At 66.7% G+C, this 22,751-nt stretch carries 26 protein-coding genes and 1 riboswitch; of the genes, 14 read left to right on the top strand and 12 right to left on the bottom strand.

Annotated elements, in window-relative coordinates:
• Positions 1-113 precede the first annotated feature (113 nt).
• Complete coding sequence (locus ACFPME_RS04760) at positions 114-896, top strand: SapC family protein (RefSeq protein ID WP_377302552.1); 783 nt, start codon at positions 114-116, stop codon at positions 894-896.
• Between the two features lie 83 nt (positions 897-979).
• Here the strand turns inward: ACFPME_RS04760 and ACFPME_RS04755 are convergent, their stop codons facing one another.
• Positions 980-1,453 carry a GNAT family N-acetyltransferase gene (locus ACFPME_RS04755; RefSeq protein ID WP_377302550.1) on the bottom strand — a complete coding sequence of 158 codons (474 nt, stop codon included), beginning with the start codon at positions 1,451-1,453 and terminating at the stop codon, positions 980-982.
• A gap of 165 nt (positions 1,454-1,618) precedes the next feature.
• Between ACFPME_RS04755 and ACFPME_RS04750 the strand changes: the two genes are divergently transcribed.
• Entirely contained in the window at positions 1,619-3,061 is a 1,443-nt protein-coding gene (locus ACFPME_RS04750) for an RNB domain-containing ribonuclease (protein ID WP_377302548.1), read from the top strand.
• 18 nt (positions 3,062-3,079) lie between these two features.
• On the opposite strand, the gene ACFPME_RS04745 is transcribed toward ACFPME_RS04750, so the two are convergent.
• From ACFPME_RS04745 to ACFPME_RS04735, 3 genes are read right to left on the bottom strand one after another with little or no spacing between them, the layout of a single operon-like run.
• Complete coding sequence (locus ACFPME_RS04745) at positions 3,080-3,370, bottom strand: hypothetical protein (protein ID WP_377302546.1); 291 nt, start codon at positions 3,368-3,370, stop codon at positions 3,080-3,082.
• Positions 3,361-3,573, bottom strand: coding sequence for a YbdD/YjiX family protein (locus ACFPME_RS04740; protein ID WP_377302544.1), 213 nt, complete (start codon positions 3,571-3,573; stop codon positions 3,361-3,363). Before ACFPME_RS04740 ends, ACFPME_RS04745 begins: the two co-directional genes overlap by 10 nt.
• Before the next feature lie 10 nt (positions 3,574-3,583).
• Positions 3,584-5,656, bottom strand: coding sequence for a carbon starvation CstA family protein (locus tag ACFPME_RS04735; RefSeq protein ID WP_377302542.1), 2,073 nt, complete (start codon positions 5,654-5,656; stop codon positions 3,584-3,586).
• A 170-nt stretch (positions 5,657-5,826) separates the two neighbouring features.
• Between ACFPME_RS04735 and ACFPME_RS04730 the strand changes: the two genes are divergently transcribed.
• Both ACFPME_RS04730 and def read left to right on the top strand, forming a co-directional pair.
• A complete protein-coding gene (locus ACFPME_RS04730) occupies positions 5,827-6,627 on the top strand; it encodes a DUF4197 domain-containing protein (RefSeq protein ID WP_377302540.1) in 801 nt (266 codons plus the stop codon).
• A 123-nt stretch (positions 6,628-6,750) separates the two neighbouring features.
• Entirely contained in the window at positions 6,751-7,290 is a 540-nt protein-coding gene (gene def, locus ACFPME_RS04725; protein WP_377302538.1) for a peptide deformylase, read from the top strand.
• 31 nt (positions 7,291-7,321) lie between these two features.
• On the opposite strand, the gene ftrA is transcribed toward def, so the two are convergent.
• Positions 7,322-8,341 (bottom strand): transcriptional regulator FtrA, encoded by a 1,020-nt coding sequence (gene ftrA, locus ACFPME_RS04720; protein WP_377302536.1) that lies wholly within the window; start codon positions 8,339-8,341, stop codon positions 7,322-7,324.
• Positions 8,342-8,408: 67 nt separating this feature from the next.
• Between ftrA and ACFPME_RS04715 the strand changes: the two genes are divergently transcribed.
• The 4 genes from ACFPME_RS04715 (at position 8,409) to ACFPME_RS04700 (ending at position 10,950) form a co-directional block, all read left to right on the top strand.
• A complete protein-coding gene (locus ACFPME_RS04715; RefSeq protein WP_377302534.1) occupies positions 8,409-8,816 on the top strand; it encodes a rhodanese-like domain-containing protein in 408 nt (135 codons plus the stop codon).
• A 114-nt stretch (positions 8,817-8,930) separates the two neighbouring features.
• Positions 8,931-9,386: a GNAT family N-acetyltransferase gene (locus ACFPME_RS04710; protein ID WP_377302532.1), complete on the top strand. Its 456-nt coding sequence runs from the start codon at positions 8,931-8,933 to the stop codon at positions 9,384-9,386.
• Positions 9,387-9,461: 75 nt separating this feature from the next.
• Positions 9,462-10,658 (top strand): acyltransferase family protein, encoded by a 1,197-nt coding sequence (locus tag ACFPME_RS04705; protein ID WP_377302530.1) that lies wholly within the window; start codon positions 9,462-9,464, stop codon positions 10,656-10,658.
• A gap of 61 nt (positions 10,659-10,719) precedes the next feature.
• Entirely contained in the window at positions 10,720-10,950 is a 231-nt protein-coding gene (locus tag ACFPME_RS04700; RefSeq protein WP_377302528.1) for a hypothetical protein, read from the top strand.
• A 31-nt stretch (positions 10,951-10,981) separates the two neighbouring features.
• Here ACFPME_RS04700 and pyrF read toward each other — a convergent pair whose 3' ends face one another.
• The 5 genes from pyrF to ACFPME_RS04675 form a co-directional block, all read right to left on the bottom strand.
• Positions 10,982-11,800: an orotidine-5'-phosphate decarboxylase gene (pyrF, locus tag ACFPME_RS04695; RefSeq protein WP_377302526.1), complete on the bottom strand. Its 819-nt coding sequence runs from the start codon at positions 11,798-11,800 to the stop codon at positions 10,982-10,984.
• Positions 11,801-11,903: 103 nt separating this feature from the next.
• Complete coding sequence (ettA, locus tag ACFPME_RS04690) at positions 11,904-13,571, bottom strand: energy-dependent translational throttle protein EttA (RefSeq protein WP_377302524.1); 1,668 nt, start codon at positions 13,569-13,571, stop codon at positions 11,904-11,906.
• A gap of 97 nt (positions 13,572-13,668) precedes the next feature.
• Complete coding sequence (locus ACFPME_RS04685; RefSeq protein ID WP_377302522.1) at positions 13,669-14,286, bottom strand: TetR/AcrR family transcriptional regulator; 618 nt, start codon at positions 14,284-14,286, stop codon at positions 13,669-13,671.
• Complete coding sequence (locus ACFPME_RS04680) at positions 14,283-14,597, bottom strand: Rossmann-fold NAD(P)-binding domain-containing protein (RefSeq protein WP_377302520.1); 315 nt, start codon at positions 14,595-14,597, stop codon at positions 14,283-14,285. Before ACFPME_RS04680 ends, ACFPME_RS04685 begins: the two co-directional genes overlap by 4 nt.
• Positions 14,598-14,650: 53 nt before the next feature.
• Positions 14,651-15,655, bottom strand: coding sequence for an aldo/keto reductase (locus ACFPME_RS04675; RefSeq protein ID WP_377302518.1), 1,005 nt, complete (start codon positions 15,653-15,655; stop codon positions 14,651-14,653).
• 169 nt (positions 15,656-15,824) lie between these two features.
• Here ACFPME_RS04675 and glyA point away from each other — a divergent pair, with 169 nt between their 5' ends.
• The 4 genes from glyA (at position 15,825) to ribD (ending at position 19,494) form a co-directional block, all read left to right on the top strand.
• On the top strand, positions 15,825-17,078 hold the full coding sequence (glyA, locus tag ACFPME_RS04670) for a serine hydroxymethyltransferase (protein ID WP_377302516.1): 1,254 nt from the start codon (positions 15,825-15,827) through the stop codon (positions 17,076-17,078).
• Between the two features lie 9 nt (positions 17,079-17,087).
• Positions 17,088-17,786, top strand: coding sequence for a CTP synthase C-terminal region-related (seleno)protein (locus ACFPME_RS04665; RefSeq protein WP_377302514.1), 699 nt, complete (start codon positions 17,088-17,090; stop codon positions 17,784-17,786).
• A gap of 2 nt (positions 17,787-17,788) precedes the next feature.
• Complete coding sequence (gene nrdR / locus ACFPME_RS04660) at positions 17,789-18,301, top strand: transcriptional regulator NrdR (RefSeq protein WP_377302512.1); 513 nt, start codon at positions 17,789-17,791, stop codon at positions 18,299-18,301.
• A gap of 131 nt (positions 18,302-18,432) precedes the next feature.
• Positions 18,433-19,494, top strand: coding sequence for a bifunctional diaminohydroxyphosphoribosylaminopyrimidine deaminase/5-amino-6-(5-phosphoribosylamino)uracil reductase RibD (ribD, locus tag ACFPME_RS04655; protein ID WP_377302510.1), 1,062 nt, complete (start codon positions 18,433-18,435; stop codon positions 19,492-19,494).
• Position 19,495: 1 nt separating this feature from the next.
• On the opposite strand, the gene ACFPME_RS04650 is transcribed toward ribD, so the two are convergent.
• Complete coding sequence (locus ACFPME_RS04650; protein ID WP_377302508.1) at positions 19,496-19,633, bottom strand: hypothetical protein; 138 nt, start codon at positions 19,631-19,633, stop codon at positions 19,496-19,498.
• Positions 19,634-19,664: 31 nt separating this feature from the next.
• Positions 19,665-20,675, bottom strand: coding sequence for a zinc-dependent alcohol dehydrogenase family protein (locus tag ACFPME_RS04645; RefSeq protein WP_377302506.1), 1,011 nt, complete (start codon positions 20,673-20,675; stop codon positions 19,665-19,667).
• A gap of 97 nt (positions 20,676-20,772) precedes the next feature.
• Here ACFPME_RS04645 and ACFPME_RS04640 point away from each other — a divergent pair, with 97 nt between their 5' ends.
• Both ACFPME_RS04640 and ACFPME_RS04635 read left to right on the top strand, forming a co-directional pair.
• Entirely contained in the window at positions 20,773-21,684 is a 912-nt protein-coding gene (locus ACFPME_RS04640) for a LysR family transcriptional regulator (protein WP_377302504.1), read from the top strand.
• Between the two features lie 107 nt (positions 21,685-21,791).
• Positions 21,792-21,960, top strand: a riboswitch (FMN riboswitch).
• A 130-nt stretch (positions 21,961-22,090) separates the two neighbouring features.
• Entirely contained in the window at positions 22,091-22,732 is a 642-nt protein-coding gene (locus ACFPME_RS04635; protein WP_377302502.1) for a riboflavin synthase, read from the top strand.
• Positions 22,733-22,751 lie beyond the last annotated feature (19 nt).

Here is a 22,751-nt window from a genome sequence, read left to right as displayed (position 1 = left end):
CAGTCGCCGCCGCGCGGAAGCGCTGATATGATCACCAGTCAACACAGACCTGACGCCGGGTTTGGTAGGGGCGCTTGGTGGTGACCCGGCACGGCGGGGCAGAGGTAAGTAACGTGGCTGAAGTTCTTTTCTACGAGCAACCGGTGCCGCTCAACCGCGCCGAACACAAGGATCTGCGCCTGAAGGGCGTGCCGAACGTGAAGTTCGCGATGAACGCGCATTCGGTGCCGCTCACCGGCGTGGAGTTCGGCATTGCGGCACGCGATCTGCTGATCGTTTTCGCCGGCACCGACATGGCCAGTTCCGGCCCGGTGGCCATGCTGGGCCTGCGCCAGAACGAAAACCTGTATGTCGACGCCGAAGGCCAGTGGGCGCCGAATACCTACATGCCCGCCTTCGTGCGCCGCTACCCGTTCGTGCTGGCCGAGAAGCCGGCCGGGCAGGAGGGCGACGACTTCACCGTGTTCCTCGACGAACGCTATGAGGGCTTCAACAGCAGCGAGGGCGAGCGCCTGTTTCTGGAAGACGGCAGCGACAGCGAAATGCTGGCCAAGGCGGTCGGCTTCCTCGGCGAGTTCCAGCAGAATGTCGCGCGTACCAAGTGGTTCATGGAGCAACTGCTCAAGCATGACCTGCTCGAGCCGCGCAATGTCCGCCTGCAGAAAGAAGGCAAGGACGGCAAGGAAGGCAAGGCGATCAATCTCAATGGTCTGTACGTGGTCAGCGAAGAAAAGCTGCGCGCACTGGACGAGAAGGTCACCCATGAGTTCCTGCGCGAAGGCGTGCTGGGTTGGGTTTACGCGCACCTGCTCTCGCTGGCCAACATCGACCGTCTGGCCCAGCGGCTGGACGAGCGCGAGCAGGCCGAGGCAGCTGCCGGCGGCCTCGCCAACTGATCGCGCCATCCGTCGACATGATCGCGAAGAAGCCGCCCGAGGGCGGCTTCTTCGTTTCCCGGGTCATCGCGGTCCGCTGATCGTCAGCGTATCGGCTTGGCCAGCCGGAGCAGGTCGGGCGCGTAGCCGGCGGCTTCGTAAAGCGCCCGGGCCCGATCGTTGCCTGGAAACACGGCCAGCGTCACCAGCTGGCAATGATGTTCGCGCGCCCATGCCTCCGCGTGTGCCAGCAATGCCTTGCCGACACCGCTACCTTCATGTTTCGGCGTCACGGCCAGATCGGAAATGTGGCAATTGCTGCGGCCGGTGAAGAAATCGGCGGTGCGCTGCAGGTGGATGAAACCGACCCGTTCGCCATCGGCGTCCTCGGCCACGAACAGGTAGCTGTTGGCCGGTTGATCCTCCAGGTGCCGCAGCAGGTCGTTGCGGATGCCCTCGATGCATTCGTGACGCCGCCGCCATGGCGGCAGGTTGAAGTCCACGAAGCGCGGTACCAGCGCAAGGATGAAATCGTCGTCGTCTTCGGCCAGACGAATCAGCAGGGACGTATCGGTCATGGGGAGTCGATGGAGTGGCGGAGGTATCGACGCCGTTTCTACACCTTGTGCGGTGACCGGGGAAGTCCCTGCCGACCCGTGTATATTTTTTGAAAGCCGCAACAACCGGCAGGGCGAGGCAACGACCCTGGATCATCGACAGACACTGCGCCAGGGAATTCGCCCGTGCCGACAACCACCCGCCGCATCCGCATCCAGCCCAGCGACGACAACGTGCTCGTGCAAGGCATGCGCGACATCCGGAGTCAGCTGAAACTGCCGCTGGCGTTTCCGCCGGAGGTCGAGGCCGCGGCCGCCCAAGCCGCCGCCAATCCACGGCTGCCGGAGCTGGATCGCACCGACATCGCGCTGATCACGATCGACCCGCCGGAGTCGATGGATCTGGATCAGGCGATGTACGTCGAGCGTACCGACGGCGGTCATCGGGTGTACTACGCGATTGCCGACGTCGCCGCCTTCGTCACCGCCGGTGACCCGATCGATCTGGAGGCGAACCGGCGCGGCGAGACGCTGTATGGCGCGAATGCCAAGATCCCGCTGCATCCCAAGGTGCTGTCCGAAGGCGCCACCTCGCTGCTGCCCGGTCAGCAGCGTCCTGCCTTGCTGTGGACGATCGAGCTGGACAGGGCCGGCGAGATCGCCGCCATCGACGTGCGGCGTGCCAGGGTCAGCAGCCGCGCCAAGCTCAACTATGCCAGTGTGCAGCAGCAGATCGACGCCGGCACAGCCGATCCGATGTGGGCCGTGCTGCGCGAGATCGGCGAGCTGCGCAAGCGGCGCGAGCAGGCGCGCGGCGGCATCAGCCTGCCGCTGCCGGAGCAGGAAATCGACGTGGTCGACGGCCGCTGGTCGCTGGCATTCCGCGCGCGCTTGGCGGTCGAGGACTGGAACGAGCAGATCTCGCTGCTGACCGGCATGGCCGCGGCGCAGCTGATGGTGCAGGCAAGGGTCGGCCTGCTGCGCACCTTGCCCGCACCCGAGCCGCAAGCGCTGCAACGCTTGCACATCACCGCCAGGGCGCTCGGTATCGACTGGGCGGATGGCTTGAGCTATCCCGAGTTCATCCGTACGCTCGACCCATCGAAGGACACCCATGTCGCCATGCTGACTGCCTGCACCACGGTGCTGCGCGGCGCCGGCTATACGGCATTCAATGGCGAACTGCCGGCACAGCCGATGCAGTGGGCGGTGGCCGCGGAATACACCCATGCCACCGCACCGCTGCGCCGGCTGGTCGACCGCTACACCGGCGAAGTCTGCGTGGCGCTGTGTGCGAAACAATCGGTGCCCGACTGGGCGCTCGCCGCGTTGCCGGGCCTGCCCGCCACGATGCAGGCTTCCGGCCACCGCGCCAGCCAGTACCAGAATGCCGTGCTCGATCTGGCCGAAGCCGCAGCGCTGGCGCCGCGTGTGGGCGAAACCTTCGCTGGTTCGATTGTTGAAGTTGCCGCCAATGCACCCACCAAGGGTGTGGTCATCGTGCGCGATCCGGCGATCGAAGCCAGCGTGTCGAGCACCGCCAGCCTGTCGCTGGGGGCCGACGTCGAGGTCAGGCTGGTCGAGGCCGATCCGGTCAGGCGCAGCACGCGTTTCGAGTTGGCCGGCTGACCGGCATGCATGCGGCGATCAGTGAACTCCTGCGCGGATCGCCTTGGAGAAGTCGTCGCCTGGAGCCGCGTTTCCCGCCCGGTCGGCAATGCGACCGCGCTGACGCAACTGCTCGATCGGAACACTGCGGCCCGGCGCACCGCCCAATCCCGGATCTGTCTGCCGGGCCATGCGGTAGACGATCGTCGTGAAGTTCGAGGTGATCGTGTTGGAGAACTCGGGCGCATCGGACAACGTGTTCGCAGCCTGCACCCAGGATGATCGTGCCGAGAAGCGGGAGTCGGACGAAGCGCCGCCGCTCAGCAGCACCGGCCGCCGCCGCCCCTGTAGCGCGCTGCCTGCCGCTCGCGGAAGAATGCCTTGTAGTCGGGTACTTCGCGATCGGGATGGTGGTTGCGCAGGTGTCTCACGTAGGCGTCGTAGTCGGGTATGCCGCAGCAGAGGCGGGCTGTTTGCACCGCCCATTTCCAGCCGGGCTTGAGCGAGTTGAGAACCTGCATCGGCACGTTCATGGTCGGGCCCTCAGGGAGTGACGCTGCTGAGCGCCACGTACGGTTCTTCGTGTGCGGTGGGGCGATTGGTCTGCCAGGCGCTGATCAGTGCGCGCAGGCAGAACAAGACCATGGTCACGATCAGCAGCATGAACAATCCGGTCAACGCCATGTCGACGTAGTTGTTGGTGACGATGCGGCGCATCTCCACTGCCGTCTTGGCCGGCGCCAGCAACTGGCCCTGCTGCATCGCGGCCGAGTATTTGTTCGCGGCAGCGGTGAAGCTGATCGGGCCGGTGAGCTTCTGGTAACCCGCGGTCAGCGTGCAAACGATCAGCCACAGCGCCGGGATGCCCGGCACCAGCACGTAGCGCTCGCGTTTCAGCTTCACCACCACCACGGTGCACAGCATCAGCGCGATCGCGGCCAGCATCTGGTTGGCGATGCCGAACAACGGCCACAGCGTGTTGATGCCGCCGAGCGGATCGACCGCGCCCTGATACAGAAAATAGCCCCAGATGAAGACGCAGATTGCGGTGGCCAGCAGGTTGCCGGTCCATGATTCGGTTTCCTGCAGCGGCTTGTGGATCAGCCCGGCGATCTCCTGGATCATGAAGCGGCCTACGCGGGTGCCGGCGTCCACCGTGGTGAGGATGAACAGCGCTTCGAAAAGGATCGCGTAGTGGTACCAGAACGCCATCATGCCGCCGCCGGGCAGGATGTTGTGCAGCAGCTGGGCCATGCCTACGGCCAGCGTCGGCGCACCGCCGGCGCGGCTGAGGATGCTGTTCTCGCCGATATTCTTGGCCGTCTGAATCAATTCGTCCGGCGTCACCACGAAGCCCCACTGGCTGATCGTGGTGGCGGCGTCCTGCACGGTGGTGCCGATGATCGCGCTGGGCGCGTTCATCGCGAAGTAGACACCCGGGTGCAGCGAGGCGGCGGCGACCAGCGCCATGATCGCCACGAACGCCTCCATCAGCATGCCGCCGTAGCCGACCAGGCGTGCCTGGCCTTCATTGGCGAGCAGCTTGGGCGTGGTACCGGAGGCGATGATCGAATGCCAGCCGGAGACTGCCCCGCAGGCGATCGTGATGAACAGGAACGGAAACAGGTTGCCGGCGAATACCGGGCCGCTGCCGTCGATGAACCGGGTCACGGCCGGCATCTGCAACATCGGCGCGGACAGGAAGATCGCCAGCGCCAGCAGCGCGATGGTGCCGATCTTGAGGAAGGTCGACAGGTAATCGCGCGGCGCCAGCAGCAGCCACACCGGCAGCACCGACGCGCAAAAACCATAGGCGATCAGCAGCCAGGCAAGAGCCCTGGCGTCGAAGTCGAACAGCGTTGCCAACGTAGCCGATTCCGCCACGTAGCGACCCAGCCAGATCGAGACCAGCAGCAGCACCAGGCCGATGATCGACACTTCGAGAATCCGGCCCGGCCGGAACCAGCGCAGGTACGCGCCCATCAGCAGCGCGATCGGAATCGTGGCGGCCACCGTGAAGGTGCCCCACGGACTGTGCGTGAGCGCCTTGACCACCACCAGCGCCAGCACTGCGAGCACGATCATCATCAGCACCAGCACGCCGATCATCGCCACGACGCCGGGCAGCGGCCCCAGCTCCTCGCGCAGCATGTGGCCCAGCGAACGGGCATCGCGGCGCAGCGAGAGTCCGAGGATCATGAAGTCCTGCACCGCGCCGGCAAACACCACGCCGAACAGGATCCAGATCGTCCCGGGCAGGTAGCCCATCTGCGCGGCCAGCACCGGGCCGACCAGCGGACCGGCGCCGGCAATGGCGGCGAAATGGTGGCCGAACACCACCCATTTGTCGGTGGGCACGTAGTCGAGGCCGTCGTTGCGCAGCACGGACGGCGGTGCGCGGGTCGGATCCAGCTGCAGCACCGAGTGCTCGACGAACTTGCCGTAGAACCGGTAGCCGATCACGAAGATCGCGATCGACGCGGCGACCAGCCAGATCGCGTTGATCGGCTCACCCCGGCGCAACGCGACCACGCCCAGGCAGAACGCGCCGACGATGGCGATGGCGACCCACATGATCTTGCTGGCCGGACTCGGCTTGGGGATGACGGCTTGCATGGGCGCTCTCCTCGGCAATGCCGCAAGAGTCGTACCGTCGATGACGGTGGTCAATCCCGAAACCGGTCGGGCGGCATTAGCCATTGGTCGAATAGGGCAGTCGCCGCTGGTGGCTCCGGCAAGCTCCTGCAGGAATACACTGGTCTCCTGCCCGCTCCAAGGAGTACGTCATGCGCAATTTGCTTCGCCATGGTCTGCTGGGGCTTGCCCTGGCCGCGGCCACGTTGCCGGTGACCGCCGCCGGCTCGGGCCAGTTCAAGGATCTGCTGAACAAGGTCAAGTCGTCGACACACGGCTCGAAAGCCTCGCTCGGCAGCAACCTTCCCACCAGCGACATCGCTTCCGGCCTCAAGGAAGCCCTGGCCAAGAGCACCACCAATGCGATCAACAGCCTGGGTCGGGACGGCGGCTTCTGGAACAACGCCAAGGTGCGCATTCCGCTGCCCGGCAAGCTCGAGCAGGCCGGCAACCTGGCCCGCCAACTGGGGCAGGGCGCCAAGGTCGACGCGTTCGCGCTGAGCATGAACCGGGCGGCGGAAAAGGCGGTGCCGCAGGTGGCGCAGATTTTTGGCGACGCCATCCGCAATATGACGCTGAGCGACGCGCGCGGCATCCTCACGGGCGGCGATCACGCGGCCACCGAATTCTTTCGCCGGGTAGCCGGCGATGCGCTGACTGCACGCATTCGTCCCATCGTGGCCAAGGCCACCGACAGCGTCGGCGTCACCCAGAAGTACAAGGCCTTCACCGCCGGCATGGGCGGCGGCGCCCTGGGTGGCGCGCTGGGTTCGCTGGGGTCCCTGGGCGGCCACGCATCGAACAAGGGCGGCGGCTCGCTGGATCTGGACGACTATGTGACGTCGAAGACACTGGACGGGCTGTTCACCGAGATCGGCGATCAGGAGCAGTCGATCCGGCATAACCCGGCGGCACGCACCACCGACCTGCTGAAGAAGGTGTTCGGTGGTTGAACCCCGCCTGCGGGCACCAGGCTTTGCCCGGCGTCGGGCGGCTGAGGTGCACGGCCGCTCCGCTTGCATACCGGCCGCAGCGGCACAATTTCCCAGGCAACGGCGTTCGAACGCGAGGCACGCATGATCCGCGAAATCCTGAAAATGGGCGACCCCCGCCTGCTGCGCATCGCGCCGCTGGTGCCCGACGCCATGCTCGGCACCGCGGAACTGGATGCGCTGATCGCCGACATGTTCGACACCATGCACGCTGCCGAAGGCGTCGGACTTGCCGCGCCGCAGATCGGCGTCGACCTGCAACTGGTGATCTTCGGCTTCGACAATAACGAACGCTATCCCGAAGCGCCCGCGGTGCCGCGCACGATCCTGCTGAACCCGGTGATCACGCCGCTGTCGCAGGACATGGAGGAAGGCTGGGAAGGCTGCCTGTCGGTGCCCGGTCTGCGCGGCGCGGTAAGCCGTTACTCGCTGATCCGCTACGAAGGCATCGACCCGCAAGGTGTGCGCATCGAGCGTACGGCCGAGGGCTTCCACGCCCGTGTGGTACAACATGAGTGCGACCACCTCATCGGCCGGCTGTATCCCTCGCGCATCACCGATTTCAGCAAGTTCGGCTACACCGACGTGCTGTTTCCTGACATGGATCCCGCTTTGGACGAATGATGTGAGGCGTCCGATGGCGCGTGGCGGTCCGTCAGCCGCGGCGGATCCGTTGCGGTTGTGCGAAGCGGGCCTTGTAGCTGCTCGGACTGATGCCCAGCCTGCGGCGGAAGTGGTGGCGCAGCGTGATCGCGCTGCCGAAGCCGCATTCGCCCGCGATGGCGTCGATGGACAGTGAGGAACTTTCAAGCAGCTCACGCGCGCGGTCCACTCGCGCTGAAATCAACCAGTCCGCGGGGCTCATGCCAGTGGCTTCCTTGAAGCGGCGCATGAAGCTGCGTTCGCTCATCGCCGCCATTGCGGCCAAGGTGGCGACGGATTGATTCGCCGCCAGTCGTCGGTGCATGCTGTCGATCACCTTCGACAGTGCACCCGCCTCACGCTTGTGCACCGGCCGTTCGACGAACTGCGCCTGGCCGCCGTCGCGATGCGGAGGTATCACCAGCCTTCGTGCTACCTGGTTGGCGACGTCGGGGCCGTGATCGCGGCGAACCAGGTGCAGGCACAGATCCAGACCCGCGGCGCTGCCGGCGGAAGTGAGCAGGTGGCCCTCGTCCACGTACAGCACCGCCGGGTCGACCGTGATGCGTGGATATGCGCGTTGCAGCGCCTCGGCGTAGCGCCAATGGGTGGTCGCGCGCCTGCCGTCCAGCAGGCCGGTGGCCGCCAGCACAAACGAACCAGAGCAGATCGACAACAGGCGTGCACCGCGGGCATGCGCCTCGCGCAAGGCGTTCAGCACACGCGTGGGCACCGGCACGTCGATGCCCTTCCAGCCGGGGATGATGATGGTGCCAGCCTCGACCAGTCGATCCAGCCCAGCATCCGCAACGACCCGCAGGCCATGCTGTGCGTGCAGGGTGCCGCGTTCCGCTGCACAGGTTTCGAAACGGTACCAGCCCGGCTGCAGCTCCGGCCGTGGCAGGCCAAAAATCTCGGCGGCGCAGGCGAACTCGAACCCGCATAGGCCGTCATAGACCAGCGCGGCGACCAGCGGATTGATGGCTTTGGTGGTTCGGCAGCGAATTGGCAGAATTTGATCTAATGGTGGCATATCAGCCAATTGTGCGCTTGCCGGCGGAATCCAACAATGAGTCTCCCGATCAGCCCAAGGAGCCATCATGTCAAACGCCGTCACCCGGGTCGCCGCCGCTTCGCCCGCGCAGGCATTGCAGCACTTCGAGGCAGAATTCACCTTCGAGACCGATTGCTGGGATACCCACGATGCCATGGGGCAGGAGAGTCCGGGCTTTGTGCTCGTTGACGCACGCAGTGCCGCGCTCTATGAGCGCGGACACGTTCCCGGCGCGGTGAACATCCCGCATGGCAAGATCATCGAGTCGCGTTTAGTGAAGTATCCCGGGTCGACCCTGTTCGTGGTGTATTGCGCCGGCCCGCACTGCAACGGCGCGGCACGCGCTGCGGTTCGGCTGGCTCGGCTGGGTCGGCCGGTGAAGCTGATGGCCGGCGGTGTCGCCGGTTGGCTCGACGAAGGTTTCGAACTGGCAACCGGTCCCGGCCATGACTGAATCACTGCATGACGAAGCTCGGCTGACGTTGCTGAGGGCGACCAGCGATGTGCTGCCTGACGTGTTCGATCGTGTGGGCCACGAAGACATGCATCGCACGGCTGTGGCGGCGCCATGAGCGCGACATGCCTGGTGCGACGTGCGCAGCCGGGTGACCTGGATGCGCTGCTGATGCTGTGCACTGAACATGCGCGTCACGAGGGCACGGAGCATGCGCTTGCGGGCAACGCCGGGGCACTGGCACAGGCGCTGTTTTCGACGCCGCCGCGGTTGCACGCGTGGGTGGTGGAGGCACGAGGGCAACTCGTCGGATATGCCACGGCCAGTGCCGAGTTCTCCACTTGGCAGGCCGGCGAGTTCCTGCATATGGATTGCCTGTTCGTGTGCGTGGGCTGGCGCGGCAACGGCATCGGCGCTGCGCTGATGGAGGCACTGGTCGATTTCGCCCGCTGCGAAAATTTCATGGAAATCCAGTGGCAAACGCCTGACTGGAACGTGGATGCGGCACGCTTCTATCGCTGGCTCGGCGCCGAGGAAAAGCGCAAGCGACGATTCTTCCTCGGCACCTAGCCAATCCGGCGGTGGAGTTGCCGGCCACGCGGCGGTCGCGGATGATGCCGCACTCCCGCGAAAATATCCCCTGACATGCCGCCAGCAGAATCGGTCCCGGCACACGATACCTCCACCCGCAATCCCGGCATCGACCTGTTGCGCGGCCTGGCGATCGTGCTGGTGGTGTTCAACCACATCGGCCTGCGCATCCCGCTGAAGAAAACCGCGCTGGCCGACGTACTGCCGACGTGGTTCCTGAGTCGGCTGAACTACAACGGCTACGAGGCGGTATTCGTATTCTTCGTGATCTCCGGGTTCCTGATCGCGGGCAACGCATTGCGCCGCTGGGGCAGTCTCGGGCAGATCGATATGCGCGCGTTCTATGCACGGCGTTTTGCGCGCATCATGCCGTGCCTGCTGATGCTGGTGGCCGTACTCAGCGTGCTGCACCTGTTGGCCATGCCGGACTACACGATCGCCCGCGTCGGCCAGTCGCTGCCGCGCGCGATCGTTGCAGCGCTGGGCCTCCATCTGAACTGGTACGAGGGGCGGACCGGCTATCTGCCGGGCAATTGGGACGTGCTTTGGTCGTTGTCGATCGAGGAGCTGTTCTATCTCGGCTTTCCGTTGCTGTGTCTGCTGACGCGGCACCGCGCGATGCTCGTGCTGGTGCTGGTGCTGCTGGCTTTGTCGATGCCATGGACGCACGCGGCTTTGAGCGGAAACGAGATATGGCAGGAAAAGGCCTATCTGCCGGGCATGTCGGCGATCGCGATCGGGGTGCTCGGCGCGTTGCTCGCAGCGCGCTCCCGAACGCTTCCAGCGAGCACCACCGCCTTGCTGGGGTGGTTGGGTGCGGTCGGTCTGGTCGCGACGACGATCGATGGCGCGACGATGTGGCATCTGCTGCGCGACGGCTACATGCTGCTGCTGACGCTCTCGGTGCTGTGTCTGCTGCTGGCCTGCGAGCAACGCCAGCGCCGCGGCGACTGGCATCCATGGCGGGCACCGGGCTGGCTGCGCTCGTGGGGACGGCTCAGCTACGAGATCTATCTGAGCCACATGTTCGTGGTGTTCGCGGTGGTGCGCTGGTTCAAGCTCGGCGGCGCCGATGAGCGGTGGGGTTTTCTGTGGTATTTGCTGGCGCTGCCGTTGTGCTGGCTGCTGGGCGCGGCAGTCTTTCGCTGGTTGTCGTCACCGTGCGAACGCTGGCTGGGTCAGCGTCTTGCCAGGACGCGTATCGAGCCGAACGCGACGCGTCCAACAACCGCCGAACTTCCGGTAGCGTAAGCTGCACCAGGGCGGCTATCCGCCCGGGAGAAGTTCGGTGAAGAAAGAAGATGAAACGCACATGCAGATCGTCTCTGCGGATATCAGCTCGGAATCACTCACGGGCATGGTGATTTTTCGGCCGCATTGCGTATCGCGATCGGGCCGGAACGTGTCGGAAACCAAGACGGGAAACTGGTACGCGCTGCGTCCGGCCGAGGTGCGAAGCTTCGCGCGGGCGTTGCTGGATGCGGCCGATGCGCTGGACCTGAAGGCGAAAATGCTGCAGGCGGCGAAGATGGCGACGGGTTGACGGGTTGCGCGCGGGTATCCGCGCGCGACATTCAGCCAAGCCGGTATGGATTGATCGTGTCGCGCAATGCCTGTGTCGCCCTGCGGGCGGCGTCGGCGAAATCCTCGCCCTGACCGGCATAGAGGATGGCGCGTGAGGAGCTGATCAGCAGGCCCGTGCCATCGGCGGTGCGGCCCTGACTGACGACCGCCGCCACATCGCCGCCCTGCGCGCCGATGCCCGGCACCAGCAGCGGCATCTCACCGACCAGCGCGCGTACTTCACCGAGTTGTTCCGGCCAGGTGGCACCAGTGACCAGGGCACAATTGCCATGGCTGTTCCAGTCGCGGGCGATGATCTGTGCCACGTGCTGGTAGAGCGGCTTGCCGCCCACGTCGAGATCCTGCAGGTCGGCCGCACCCGGGTTGGAGGTGTGGCACAGCAGGATGACGCCCTTGTCGGCGCGGTCGAGGAACGGCTGCACCGAGTCGCGGCCGAGATACGGGTTCAGCGTTACTGCATCGGCCCCGTAGCGGTCGTATGCCTCGGTGACGTAATGCTGCGCGGTGCTGCCGATGTCGCCGCGCTTGGCATCCAGGATCACCGGTATGCCCGGATGGCTCGCATGGATGTGCGCGATCAACCGTTCCAGTGCGTCTTCGGCGCGCAACGCGGCAAAGTGTGCGATCTGCGGCTTGAACGCGCAGACCAGGTCGGCCGTGGCATCGACGATGGCGCGACAGAATTCGAACACGGCGTCGGGTGCACCGCGCAGATGCGCGGGAAACTTCGCCGGTTCCGGATCGAGCCCGACGCAGACCAGCGAGTCGTTGCGGGTCCATGCCTGCCGCAGGGATTGCATGAAGTGCATCGTGGTCCCCGATTGAGGAGTGAGTGAAGAGGAGTGAGAAAGGAGAGTGGGTGTGAGCTCGTGCTTTCTCTCACTCCTCACATCCCTTCACTCACTCCCGCCTTCAGGCCAGCTTCTTGTATTTCACGCGGTGCGGCTGCGCGCCTTCCTCGCCGAGGCGGCGCTTCTTGTCGGCCTCGTACTCGTTGTAGTTGCCGGGGAAGAACTCGACGTGCGAGTCGCCCTCGAACGCGATGATGTGGGTGGCGATGCGGTCGAGGAACCAGCGGTCATGCGAGATCACGATCGCCGAGCCGGGGAATTCGAGCAAGGCGTCTTCCAGCGCGCGCAGGGTCTCCACGTCCAGGTCGTTGGACGGCTCGTCAAGCAGCAGCACGTTGCCGCCCTGCAGCAGGGTCTTGGCCATGTGCAGGCGGCCGCGCTCGCCGCCGGACAGGCTGCCGACGATCTTCTGCTGGTCGGTGCCCTTGAAGTTGAAGCGGCCGATGTAGGCGCGCGACTGGATCTCGAAGTTGCCGATGGTGATGATGTCCGAACCGCCGGAGACTTCCTGCCACACGTTGTTCTTCGGATCGAGCGCGTCGCGCGACTGGTCGACATACGCCAGCTTGGTGGTGAGGCCCAGCTTCACCTCGCCCGAGTCCGGCGTTTCCTTGCCCATGATCATCTTCATCATGGTGGATTTGCCGGCGCCGTTCGGGCCGATCACGCCGATGATGGCGCCCGGCGGCACCTTGAACGACAGGTCCTCGATCAGCACGCGGTCGCCGAACGACTTGGTCACGTTCTTGAATTCGATCACCTCCTGGCCCAGGCGCTCGCCCGGCGGAATGAAGATCTCGTTGGTCTCGTTGCGGCGCTGGTAGTCGACCGAGTTCAGTTCCTCGAAGCGGGCCAGGCGGGCCTTGCCCTTGGACTGGCGGCCCTTGGCGGCCGAACGCACCCACTCCAGCTCCTTCGCGATCGCCTTCTGGCGCGACTTCTCCTGGTTCGCTTCCTGCTTCAGGCGGGCGTCCTTCTGCTCCAGCCATTCGGTGTAGTTGCCCTTCCACGGAATGCCGCGGCCGCGGTCGAGTTCAAGGATCCACTCGGCGGCGTTGTCGAGGAAGTAGCGGTCATGGGTGACCGCCACCACGGTGCCGGGATAGTCGTGCAGGAATTTTTCCAGCCAGTCCACCGACTCGGCGTCCAGGTGGTTGGTCGGCTCGTCCAGCAGCAGCATGTCCGGCTTGGACAGCAGCAGGCGGCACAGCGCCACGCGGCGCTTCTCGCCACCGGAAAGCGGGCCGATGACCGCGTCCCATGCCGGCAGGCGCAGCGCGTCGGCGGCTACTTCGAGTTGGCGCTCCAGCGCATGCGCATCGTTGGCGGCCAGCAGGTTTTCCAGTTTCTCCTGCTCCTTCGCCAGCTTGTCGAAATCGGCGCCGTCCTCGGCGTAGGCGGTGTAGACCTCTTCCAGCCGTTTCTGCGCGTCGAGGATTTCCGACACGCCTTCCTCGACCACTTCGCGTACGGTCTTTTCCGGATTCAGGTCCGGCTCCTGCGCCAGGTAGCCGATCTTGGTGCCCGGCTGCGCGCGCGCCTCGCCCTGGAAGTCCTTGTCAACGCCGGCCATGATCCGCAGCACGGTGGACTTGCCCGCGCCGTTGACGCCGAGCAGGCCGATCTTGGCGCCGGGGAAGAAGCTGAGCGAGATGTCCTTGATGATCTGGCGCTTCGGCGGGACGGTCTTGCTGACCCCGTTCATGGTGAAGATGTACTGCGAGCTCATGCAACCTCCGAAGGCGTGCGCCGCGCCGGTGGATCGGCACGGAAAGGGGAATTCGTGAAACCGCACATCATAGCAGTTTGTGCCGGCGTTCCGCGGGTCAGCCTGCCGATTTGCGGCGCCGGGGCGGCGCGGTTGTCGGCGCCAGGCCGGCCAGCAGCAGGTCGACCAGTTGCGCGAAGGCGGCATCTTCGCCCGGCGTGCCCCACAGGTGTGCCATGCCGGGGTAGTGGAAGCGCGAGGTGGCGTCGAAGATCGCCAGTGCGGTGGCCCTGGCATCCACCTGGCGGAAGTCGCCGCTGGCCACGCCCGCGGCGACGATCGAGGTGATCTGCTCGCGCAGGTGTTCGACGTGCTCGCCGATCACCTCCCGCGCATCCGCAGCCAGGGCGCCATAGGTGGCGAACAGCTCCGGTTCGCCCAGCGCCTTGTCGCGCTTGATCGAGCGCAGCGTGGCCAGCCACTGGCGCAACCGCGCCGGCGGCGCGGTGCGACTGGCGGCGATCGCGCGCAGCGGTGCCATCATCCGCTCCAGCCAGCCGCGCAGCACCGCGTCGCGCAGCGCCGCCTTGCTGGCGAAATGACGGTACACGCTGCCGTGGCTCACCCCGAGCGCCTGCGCCACGTCGACCACGGTGGCCTTGCCGCGACCGTAGCGGCGCAACACCTCCTCGGCAGCGGCGAGGATGCGTTCGGGGGTCAGCGCGGAGTCGTTCATGCCGCCGATTCAAGCATGTCCAGGCGGGCCAGGCGACCTTCGCGCTGTGCCAGGGCCACCTCCGGACGCAGCTTCCCCACGAACCACGCGGCGCGCATATGGGCGCGTGGCAGCGCATCGAGCGCCTGTTCCAGCAATTGCAGCCGCGTGATCAGGCCGAGATCACGCGGACCCTGGACGCCGACGGACGACAGCGCCCCGGCCCAGGCCGGAGCCCTTGCCCTGTCGCGCACGACGAGGCGGGTGCGCTGGCCGTTGTCCAGCCGATGCCTGGCGGTGGCGCCGCCGGCCTGGCCGGTGATGTCCATCATGGCGTGGATGCGGTTTCTCTCGGGTGGCTCGAAGGGAGTGGGACGGCGCCGCTTCAGTGCGCACCCCGTTCGCTGTCGAGCATGGCCATCTGCGCGGCAGCGTAGCGGTCGCCTGCGGCAGCGTCGGACGGCACCGCGCGTTCGATTGCGTCGAGATCGTCCGCGCCCAGCGTCACGTCGAGCGCACCGAGTGCCTCGCCCAGGCGTTCGCGGGTGCGTGCGCCGACCAGTGGCACGACGTCCGTGCCGCGCGCCAGCACCCAGGCGATCGCCAGTTGCGCCACGCTGCAGCTGCGTGCGTCGGCGAGGCCGCGCAGCACATCGACAAGCTGCAGGTTGTGTTCGAGGTTGTCGCCCTGGAAGCGCGGGCTGTGCTGGCGGAAATCGCGTGCATCGGTGCTGCGATCCTTCTTCCAATGGCCGCTGATCAGTCCGCGCGACAACACGCCATAGGCGGTGACGGCAATGCCCAGTTCGCGGCACACCGGCAGGATCGCCCGTTCGATGCCGCGCGAGATCAGCGAATACTCGATCTGCAGGTCGCCGACCGGCAGCACCGCATGGGCGCGGCGGATCGTATCCGCGCCCACTTCGGACAGGCCCAGCTGGCGCACGTAGCCGGCCTGTACCAGCTCGGCGATGGCACCTGCGGTGTCCTCGATCGGCACGCCCGGATCGAGCCGGGCTGGGCGATAGACGTCGATGTAGTCGGTGCGCAGGCGCTTGAGTGAGTACGCCAGCGCGGTCTTCACCGCCGCCGGGCGCGCGTCGAAGCCCAGCCACGCGCCGTCCGGACCACGCTGCGCCCCGAACTTAACGCTGAGCTGGTAGCTGTCGCGCGGGCGACCGGCCAGCGCCTCGCCGAGCAGCAGCTCGTTGTCGCCCATGCCGTAGAAGTCGCCGGTGTCGAGCAGGGTAATGCCGGCCTCCAGCGCGGCATGCACGGTGGCGATGCCCTCGCTGCGGTCCGCCTTGCCGTAGAGGTCGGACATGCCCATGCAGCCGAGGCCGAGTGCGGAGACTTGCGGGCCGTTCCGGCCCAGCGCGCGATGTTTCACTGGTGCACCTGCGTGGCATGGGGAAGGTGATCGTATTAATTGTGATGACAGATTTCAATATTTGTCATCATGTCGGTCCGGGACCAGGCCAAGTGCCGCATTGGTGGCTGGAAAAGCGCGCCGCGGCTACACTTCGGGACTTGCCCGCCCGCCACTTCACGAGGTCAGAATGTTCCCCAAGGACTGCACGATTGCCGGTTACGACGACGAACTGGCCCAGGCCATTGCCGATGAAAGCCAGCGCCAGGAAGATCACGTCGAGCTGATCGCGTCGGAGAACTACGCCAGCCCGCGGGTGATGGAAGCGCAGGGTTCCAAGCTCACCAACAAATACGCCGAGGGCTACCCGGGCAAGCGCTACTACGGTGGCTGCGAATACGTGGACGTGGCCGAGAAGCTGGCGATCGAGCGGCTGAAGCAGTTGTTCGACTGCGACTACGCCAACGTGCAGCCGCACTCCGGCTCGCAGGCGAACCAGGCGGTGTACCTGGCGCTGCTGCAGCCGGGCGACACCATCCTGGGCATGAGTCTCGCGCATGGCGGCCATCTCACCCACGGCGCCAAGGTCAACATCAGCGGCAAGCTGTTCAACGCAGTGCAGTACGGCGTCGACGAGAACGGCCTGATCGACTACGACGAAGTGCAGCGCCTGGCCACCGAGCACCAGCCGAAGATGCTGGTCGGCGGTTTCAGCGCCTACTCGCAGGTGGTCGACTGGGCGCGCATGCGCCGGATCGCCGATTCGGTCGGCGCGCTGTTCTTCGTCGACATGGCCCACGTCGCCGGCCTCGTCGCTGCCGGCGTGTACCCGAGCCCGCTGCCGCACGCGCACGTGGTCACCTCGACCACCCACAAGACCCTGCGCGGCCCGCGCGGCGGCATCATCGTGAGCAAGGGCGCGGGTGAGGAGATCGAGAAGAAGCTGCAGTCGATCGTGTTCCCCGGCATCCAGGGCGGCCCGCTGATGCACGTGATCGCGGCCAAGGCGGTCGCGTTCAAGGAAGCGCTGGAGCCTGCGTTCACCACCTACCAGACCCAGGTGGTGAAGAATGCCAAGGCGATGGCGAAGACTTTCATGGCACGTGGCTACAAGATCGTTTCCGGCGGCACCGAGAACCACCTGATGCTGGTCGACATGATCGGCAAGGACGTCACCGGCAAGGCCGCCGAGGAGGCGTTGGGCAAGGCGCACATCACGGTCAACAAGAACGCCGTGCCGAACGACCCGCGCAAGCCGTTCGTCACCTCCGGCCTGCGCGTGGGTACCCCGGCCGTCACCACCCGCGGCTACGGGGAAGCGGACGTGACCGAACTGGCGAACTGGATCTGCGACGTGCTGGATGCGCCCGCCGACGAGGCGGTGATCGCCCGCGTGCGCGGGAACGTCACGGCGCAGTGCAAGAAGTTCCCGGTCTACGGCTGAGCCACCGGCATGTACGCCCTGCAGGTCGGATTGATCGGCGACCACAGCGATGAGGTGGTCGCCCATCGCGCCATTCCGTTGGCATTGGACATGGCGGCCGCCGCCTGTGGCGCGACGGTCGAGCCGATCTGGATACCGACCGACCAGGTCGGTGATGGCGCCGCGCTGGCGGAGTTCGACGGACTCTGGTGCGTCCCGGCCAGTCCGTACCGCAGCATGGAAGGCGCGCTCGCGGCGATCCGTGTGGCGCGCGAGCGGCACGTCCCGTTCCTGGGCACCTGCGGCGGTTTCCAGCATGCCGTGATCGAATATGCGCGCAACGTGCTTGGCTGGGCCGACGCCGAGCATGCCGAGACGGCACCGCAAGCCCGCCGCCAGGTGATCGTGCCGCTGCTGTGCGCGCTGGTCGAGGTGACCGATGCAGTGCACCTGGCCGAGGGTTCGCGGCTGGCACGGGCCTATGGTGTCGATGCGATCGCCGAGGGTTATCACTGCAGCTACGGCTTGAGTCCCGATTTCCGTGAGGCGCTTGCGGATGGTCCGCTGCGGGTCTGCGCCGTGGACGCCGCCGGCGAGGTTCGCGGCATCGAACTGGAGGGCCACCCGTTCTTCGTCGCCACCTTGTTCCAGCACGAGCGAGGTGCCTTGCAGGGGCGGGTGCCGCCCGCCGTGCGTGCTTTCGTGCAGACGATGGTCGACACTTACTGACCATGCATTGTCCTTTCTGCCAGCACGAAGACACCCGCGTGATCGACTCACGGCTCACCGAAGACGGCGCCAGCGTGCGCCGTCGGCGCGAGTGCGAGCAGTGCGGCGAGCGCTTCAACACCTACGAAACGGCGGAGCTGAAGCTGCCGACGATCGTGAAGAGCGGCGAGCGGCGCGAGGTGTTCGACGAGCGCAAGCTGCGGGTGAGCTTCGAGCGCGCCTTGCAGAAGCGGCCGGTGGCCAGCAATGACGTGGACAGCGCCGTGCGCACCATCATCAACGACCTGCGCCGCAGCGGCGAGCGCGAGGTGCCGTCGCGCCAGCTCGGCGAACTGGTGATGCGCGAGCTGAAGAACCTCGACCAGGTCGCCTACGTGCGTTTCGCCTCGGTCTACCGCAAGTTCGAGGACGTGCACGCGTTCCGCGAGGAGATCGAGAAGCTGGAGCGCGACCTGCCCGGACTGGCCGACTTGCAGTTGCCCTTGCTCGGCGGCGGCAGGCGTGAAGGCAAGTGACCTCACCGTAGGAGCGCACCCTGTGCGCGAATGATGTCACCGCATCGCAAGTTTTCCGCGCACAGGGTGCGCTCCTACAAAGGCGCGGCGTCGTGACCGATTCTTTTTTTTCGGCTATTGACCACGCTCACATGGCGCACGCCCTGCGCCTGGCCGAACGCGGTCTGTGCACCACCCAGCCGAATCCGCGCGTGGGTTGCGTGATCGCGCAGGGCGCCGAGGTGGTCGGCACGGGTTTCCACCAGCGTGCCGGCGAGCCGCATGCCGAGGTATACGCGCTTCGCGAAGCCGGCGAGCGGGCGCGTGGTGCCACCGCCTATGTGACGCTGGAGCCCTGCGCGCACCACGGCCGCACGCCGCCTTGCGCCGATGCGCTGGTTGCCGCCGGCGTGAAGCGGGTGGCGATCGCCGCCGAGGATCCATTCCCGCAGGTCGACGGCCGCGGCATGAGCCTGCTGCGCGCTGCCGGCATCACCGTCGATGCCGGCCTGATGCGCGAGGCGGCGCGCGAACTCAACATCGGCTTCTTCAGCCGGATCGAGCGCAGCCGTCCGTGGGTGAGGGTGAAGCTGGCGATGAGCCTGGACGGCCGCACCGCGCTGGCCAGCGGCGAGTCGAAGTGGATCACCGGCGAGGCGGCGCGTGCCGACGTGCAGCGCTGGCGCGCGCGCAGCTCGGCGATCCTCAGCGGCAGCGGCACCGTGCTGGCCGATGACCCGCGGCTCACCGTGCGCCTGCCCGAAGGCGAGGCGTTCGCGCCGCCGTTGCGCGTGATCCTCGACCGCCAGCTGCGCACGCCGGCCGGCAGCCACGTGCTGGACGGATCGGTGCCCACCCTGCTGCTGCATGGCGCGGCGGCGTCCGCTGCGGACGAGCGCTTCGCGCGGGTCGAGCGGATCGCGCTGGCCATGTCGGGCGATGCCCTGGACCTGCGCGCCGTGCTCGCCCTGCTGGCCGGCCGCGGCTGCAACGAAGTGCAGGTCGAGGCCGGCCCGACCCTGTGCGGCGCGCTGTTCGCCGTCGGCCTGGCCGACGAGTTGCTGCTCTACGTCGCGCCCCTGCTGCTGGGCGACAGCGCGCGCCCGCTGCTGCACCTGCCCACGCTCGACGACATGGCCCGGCGCTGGCGGTTGCAGGTGATCGACCAGCGCATGCTGGGCCAGGACATCCGTCTGCGCCTGCGACCGAACTGATTCAATGCAAGCAGGCAGGAAAGCGCGGCAGCAGGCGGATGTCGGTTGACGCGTCGGTTGCGTGAACCGGCGTGGCGAGGGAGAGCAGCAGGGCGGACAGCAGCCTGTGCACGAAGCGGCCCGGAGAGGCGATGTACATGGCGGAAGTCCCTGCAAGCCGCAGCGGGGGCTCATGCCCGGAAGTCGATCGCGACCTTGCCGAAATGCTGGCCGGCGGCCAGGTACGCGAAGGCCTCGCGCAATTGTCCGAAGCCGAATATGCGGTCGATGACGGGTTCCATTCCGCACGCCTCGATCGCCGTGACCATTCGCTCGTGCGCCTCCAGCGACGCCACCGAGATGCCCTGCAACTGCACGCGCTTGAGGATCGCCCGGGTCAGCGGCAGGTTCGCGTCGCTGCCGCCGACAAAACCGACCAGGCCGATGAAGCCGTGCATGCGCACAGCCTCCAGTGACTGCGCCAGGCTGCCGCCGCCGACCGTCTCGACCACCGCGTCGACGCCGATGCCGCCGGTGGCTTCGCGCACCAGCGGACCCCATTGCGGGTGCTTCGCGTAATTGATGCCGACGTGGGCACCGAGCGCCTTGGCGCGTTCGAGCTTGCCGTCGCTGGAGGACAACACGATCACCCGTGCGCCGCGCAGCCGGGCGAACTGCAGCGCGAACAGCGAGACCCCGCCGGTGCCCAGCAGCAGCACGGTCTGGCCGGTGGTGACGTGGGCCTGCTCCAGCGCTTGCCAGGCGGTGAGCGCGGCGATCGGCAGAGTGGCCGCCTGCAGGCTGGACAGGTGCGTGGGCGCGCGTGTTAGCGAGTACTGGTCGAAGCAGGCCAGCTCGCGCATCGCGCCGTCGAACGGGCCGCCGATTTCCATGCCCTCCCATTCCGGTCGCATCGAGCCGGCGATCCAGCGCGACTTGTAGAACGTGGTGACGCGGTCGCCGGGCTTGAACCGAGCCACCGCTTCGCCGACCTCCAGCACCGTGCCGGCACCGTCGGATACCGGCACGATCGGCAACTGCACGCCGCGGTAGAGATCGCCGTTGACCAGCATCTGGTCGCGGAAGTTGAGCGAGGCCGCTTCCATCCGGACCAGCACTTCGCCGGGGCCGGGCCGCGGCGCGGGCAGGTCGACGGGATCCAGGTGATCCGGGCCGAACGCGGTGAGCTGGATGCTGCGCATGAGTTGCTCCTTGGCTGAAATGCGGAAGATGCGGCCATGGTCCGCTCGTTGCGCTTTTGTGATAATCCATCGCCATCGCATATCTTTTATTCATTCAATGAACAAGCCATTCGAGCTCACGCCGACCCGCCTGCGCCAGTTGCACGGCTTCGCTGCGGCGGCGAGGCGGCTGAATTTCTCGCAGGCGGCGCGCGAGGTCGGCTGCACGCCATCCGTGCTGAGCCGGCGCATCGCCGAGCTGGAAGACGCGGTGGGCGGCAAGCTGTTCCTGCGCACCACCCGGCGGATGACGCTGACCGCGCGTGGCGAGCAGTTGCTGGCGCATTGCCAGCGGCTGGAGGCTGTCGCGGCCGATCTCGCGGCCGACCTGCGCCCGCAGCGTGGCGAGCCTGCGGGGCGGCTTTGCCTGCACCTGCCGGCCGCCTACGGCCGCTACCGCATCGCGCCGCTGCTGGCTTCGTTCATGCGGCGTCACCCGCTGATCCGGGTGGAGGCGGTCTACGACGATGCCTATGTCGACATGGTCGAGGCAAAGATCGACCTGGCCGTGCGCGTGGGCAAGCTCGCCGACGCGCAACGGGTGGCGCGGCGGGTCGGCACGATGCGCCGCCTGCTGTGCGCCTCGCCCGAGTACCTGGGCGAGGTACCGCCACTGGTCGATCCCGCCGATCTGAAGGCGCACCGCTGCATCGCCTTCAGCGGCCTGCGCACCGGCACGTTATGGCAGTTCACCCGGCAGCGCCGGCGGCGCTCGGTGCGGATCGACCCGGTGCTGACCTGCAACGATGCGCAGGCCGTGCGTGACGCTGCGCTCGCCGGCGTGGGCATCGCACTGCAGGGCGATTACATGGCCGAGCCTTTGATCGCCGAAGGCCGCCTGGTCGAAGTGCTGCCGGACTGGCCGCTGAGCAGTTCGCCGATCCACCTGCTGTGGCTGCCTGGTGCGGATCGAACACCGGCGCTGCGGTACCTGATCGACGATCTGGTCGGCGCGTTGGCCGCGGAGTGAAACCCCGCCTTCGATCGTGCGCGAAACGGAACGCTGTTTCCCGCCGGCACGGCGGGCGCGGATGGCGGAGGTGGTAGACTGCCGCAGCCGGCTTGGCCGGCAGTACACGACGTCTTCAGGGCGGGGCGAAATTCCCCACCGGCGGTAGGCCTTTCGAGGCGAGCCCGCGAGCGCTTCCGGTCGCACCGGAAGGTCAGCAGATCCGGTCCAATGCCGGAGCCGACGGTTGGAAGCGGGTGACCGCTTCCTCACAGTCCGGATAAAGAGAAGACGGCACGGCGGACGCTTCGCGGCGTGCGCCTGGCCTCATGCCTTGGGGCGTTTTTCGCAGTTTTTGACGCGGGAAACGGTTCATGAAAGCCCATGCATCCATGCGGTCCATCGCCCTCCGTCCGGAGGTGCGCTGATGTTCACCGGCATCATCCAGTCCGTGGGCCGCATCGCGCGGCTCGAACCGCGCGGCGGCGACGTGCGCCTGGCCATCGATACCGCCGACCTCGACCTTGCCGACGTGCAGCTGGGCGATTCGATCGCCGTGTCCGGCGTGTGCCTCACCGCGATCGCGGTGGAGCCGCGCGGGTTCAGCGCCGATGTTTCCAACGAGACGCTGTCGCTGACCTCGCTGGGCCAGCTCACGCCGGGCGACCCGGTGAACCTGGAGAAGGCGCTGCGCCTGGCCGACCGGCTCGGCGGGCACCTGGTTTCCGGCCATGTCGACGGCCTCGGCAAGGTGGTCTCGATCACCCCGGACGGGCGCTCGCAGCGCTGGACGTTCGAGGTACCGGCGGCGATCTCGCGCTACATCGCGGCGAAAGGCTCGGTCTGCATCGACGGCACCAGCCTCACCGTCAACGAAGTCGCCGGATCACGATTTGGCGTCAATCTGATCCCGCACACGGTCGAGCACACCGCATTCCGCGCGCGCCGCGTGGGCGACGCGGTGAATATCGAAGTGGACGTAGTGGCCCGCTACATCGAGCGGCTGCTGTCCAGCGGCGAGACACCGCGGCTGGACGAGGCGTTCCTGAAACAGCACGGCTTCGCGTGATCCCCATTGCCGTCGTTCC

It is taken from the genome of Rhodanobacter umsongensis (assembly GCF_042654965.1).
Classification (GTDB): domain Bacteria; phylum Pseudomonadota; class Gammaproteobacteria; order Xanthomonadales; family Rhodanobacteraceae; genus Rhodanobacter; species Rhodanobacter umsongensis.
The sequence above is the reverse complement of the archived record's forward strand: the minus strand, read 5'-3'. Positions and strand labels throughout refer to the sequence as shown.

Excerpts from the sequence above, each read along its gene's own strand:
- ACFPME_RS04755 (WP_377302550.1), bottom strand. The coding sequence starts at position 1,453 with ATGACCGATACGTCCCTGCTGATTCGTCTGGCCGAAGACGACGACGAT.
- ACFPME_RS04740 (WP_377302544.1), bottom strand. The coding sequence starts at position 3,573 with ATGAACGTGCCGATGCAGGTTCTCAACTCGCTCAAGCCCGGCTGGAAA.
- ACFPME_RS04735 (WP_377302542.1), bottom strand. The coding sequence starts at position 5,656 with ATGCAAGCCGTCATCCCCAAGCCGAGTCCGGCCAGCAAGATCATGTGG.
- ACFPME_RS04730 (WP_377302540.1), top strand. The coding sequence starts at position 5,827 with ATGCGCAATTTGCTTCGCCATGGTCTGCTGGGGCTTGCCCTGGCCGCG.
- def (WP_377302538.1), top strand. The coding sequence starts at position 6,751 with ATGATCCGCGAAATCCTGAAAATGGGCGACCCCCGCCTGCTGCGCATC.
- ftrA (WP_377302536.1), bottom strand. The coding sequence starts at position 8,341 with ATGCCACCATTAGATCAAATTCTGCCAATTCGCTGCCGAACCACCAAA.
- ACFPME_RS04715 (WP_377302534.1), top strand. The coding sequence starts at position 8,409 with ATGTCAAACGCCGTCACCCGGGTCGCCGCCGCTTCGCCCGCGCAGGCA.
- ACFPME_RS04710 (WP_377302532.1), top strand. The coding sequence starts at position 8,931 with ATGAGCGCGACATGCCTGGTGCGACGTGCGCAGCCGGGTGACCTGGAT.
- ACFPME_RS04705 (WP_377302530.1), top strand. The coding sequence starts at position 9,462 with ATGCCGCCAGCAGAATCGGTCCCGGCACACGATACCTCCACCCGCAAT.
- ACFPME_RS04700 (WP_377302528.1), top strand. The coding sequence starts at position 10,720 with ATGCAGATCGTCTCTGCGGATATCAGCTCGGAATCACTCACGGGCATG.
- pyrF (WP_377302526.1), bottom strand. The coding sequence starts at position 11,800 with ATGCACTTCATGCAATCCCTGCGGCAGGCATGGACCCGCAACGACTCG.
- ettA (WP_377302524.1), bottom strand. The coding sequence starts at position 13,571 with ATGAGCTCGCAGTACATCTTCACCATGAACGGGGTCAGCAAGACCGTC.
- ACFPME_RS04685 (WP_377302522.1), bottom strand. The coding sequence starts at position 14,286 with ATGAACGACTCCGCGCTGACCCCCGAACGCATCCTCGCCGCTGCCGAG.
- ACFPME_RS04680 (WP_377302520.1), bottom strand. The coding sequence starts at position 14,597 with ATGATGGACATCACCGGCCAGGCCGGCGGCGCCACCGCCAGGCATCGG.
- glyA (WP_377302516.1), top strand. The coding sequence starts at position 15,825 with ATGTTCCCCAAGGACTGCACGATTGCCGGTTACGACGACGAACTGGCC.
- ACFPME_RS04665 (WP_377302514.1), top strand. The coding sequence starts at position 17,088 with ATGTACGCCCTGCAGGTCGGATTGATCGGCGACCACAGCGATGAGGTG.
- nrdR (WP_377302512.1), top strand. The coding sequence starts at position 17,789 with ATGCATTGTCCTTTCTGCCAGCACGAAGACACCCGCGTGATCGACTCA.
- ribD (WP_377302510.1), top strand. The coding sequence starts at position 18,433 with ATGGCGCACGCCCTGCGCCTGGCCGAACGCGGTCTGTGCACCACCCAG.
- ACFPME_RS04650 (WP_377302508.1), bottom strand. The coding sequence starts at position 19,633 with ATGTACATCGCCTCTCCGGGCCGCTTCGTGCACAGGCTGCTGTCCGCC.
- ACFPME_RS04645 (WP_377302506.1), bottom strand. The coding sequence starts at position 20,675 with ATGCGCAGCATCCAGCTCACCGCGTTCGGCCCGGATCACCTGGATCCC.
- ACFPME_RS04640 (WP_377302504.1), top strand. The coding sequence starts at position 20,773 with ATGAACAAGCCATTCGAGCTCACGCCGACCCGCCTGCGCCAGTTGCAC.
- ACFPME_RS04635 (WP_377302502.1), top strand. The coding sequence starts at position 22,091 with ATGTTCACCGGCATCATCCAGTCCGTGGGCCGCATCGCGCGGCTCGAA.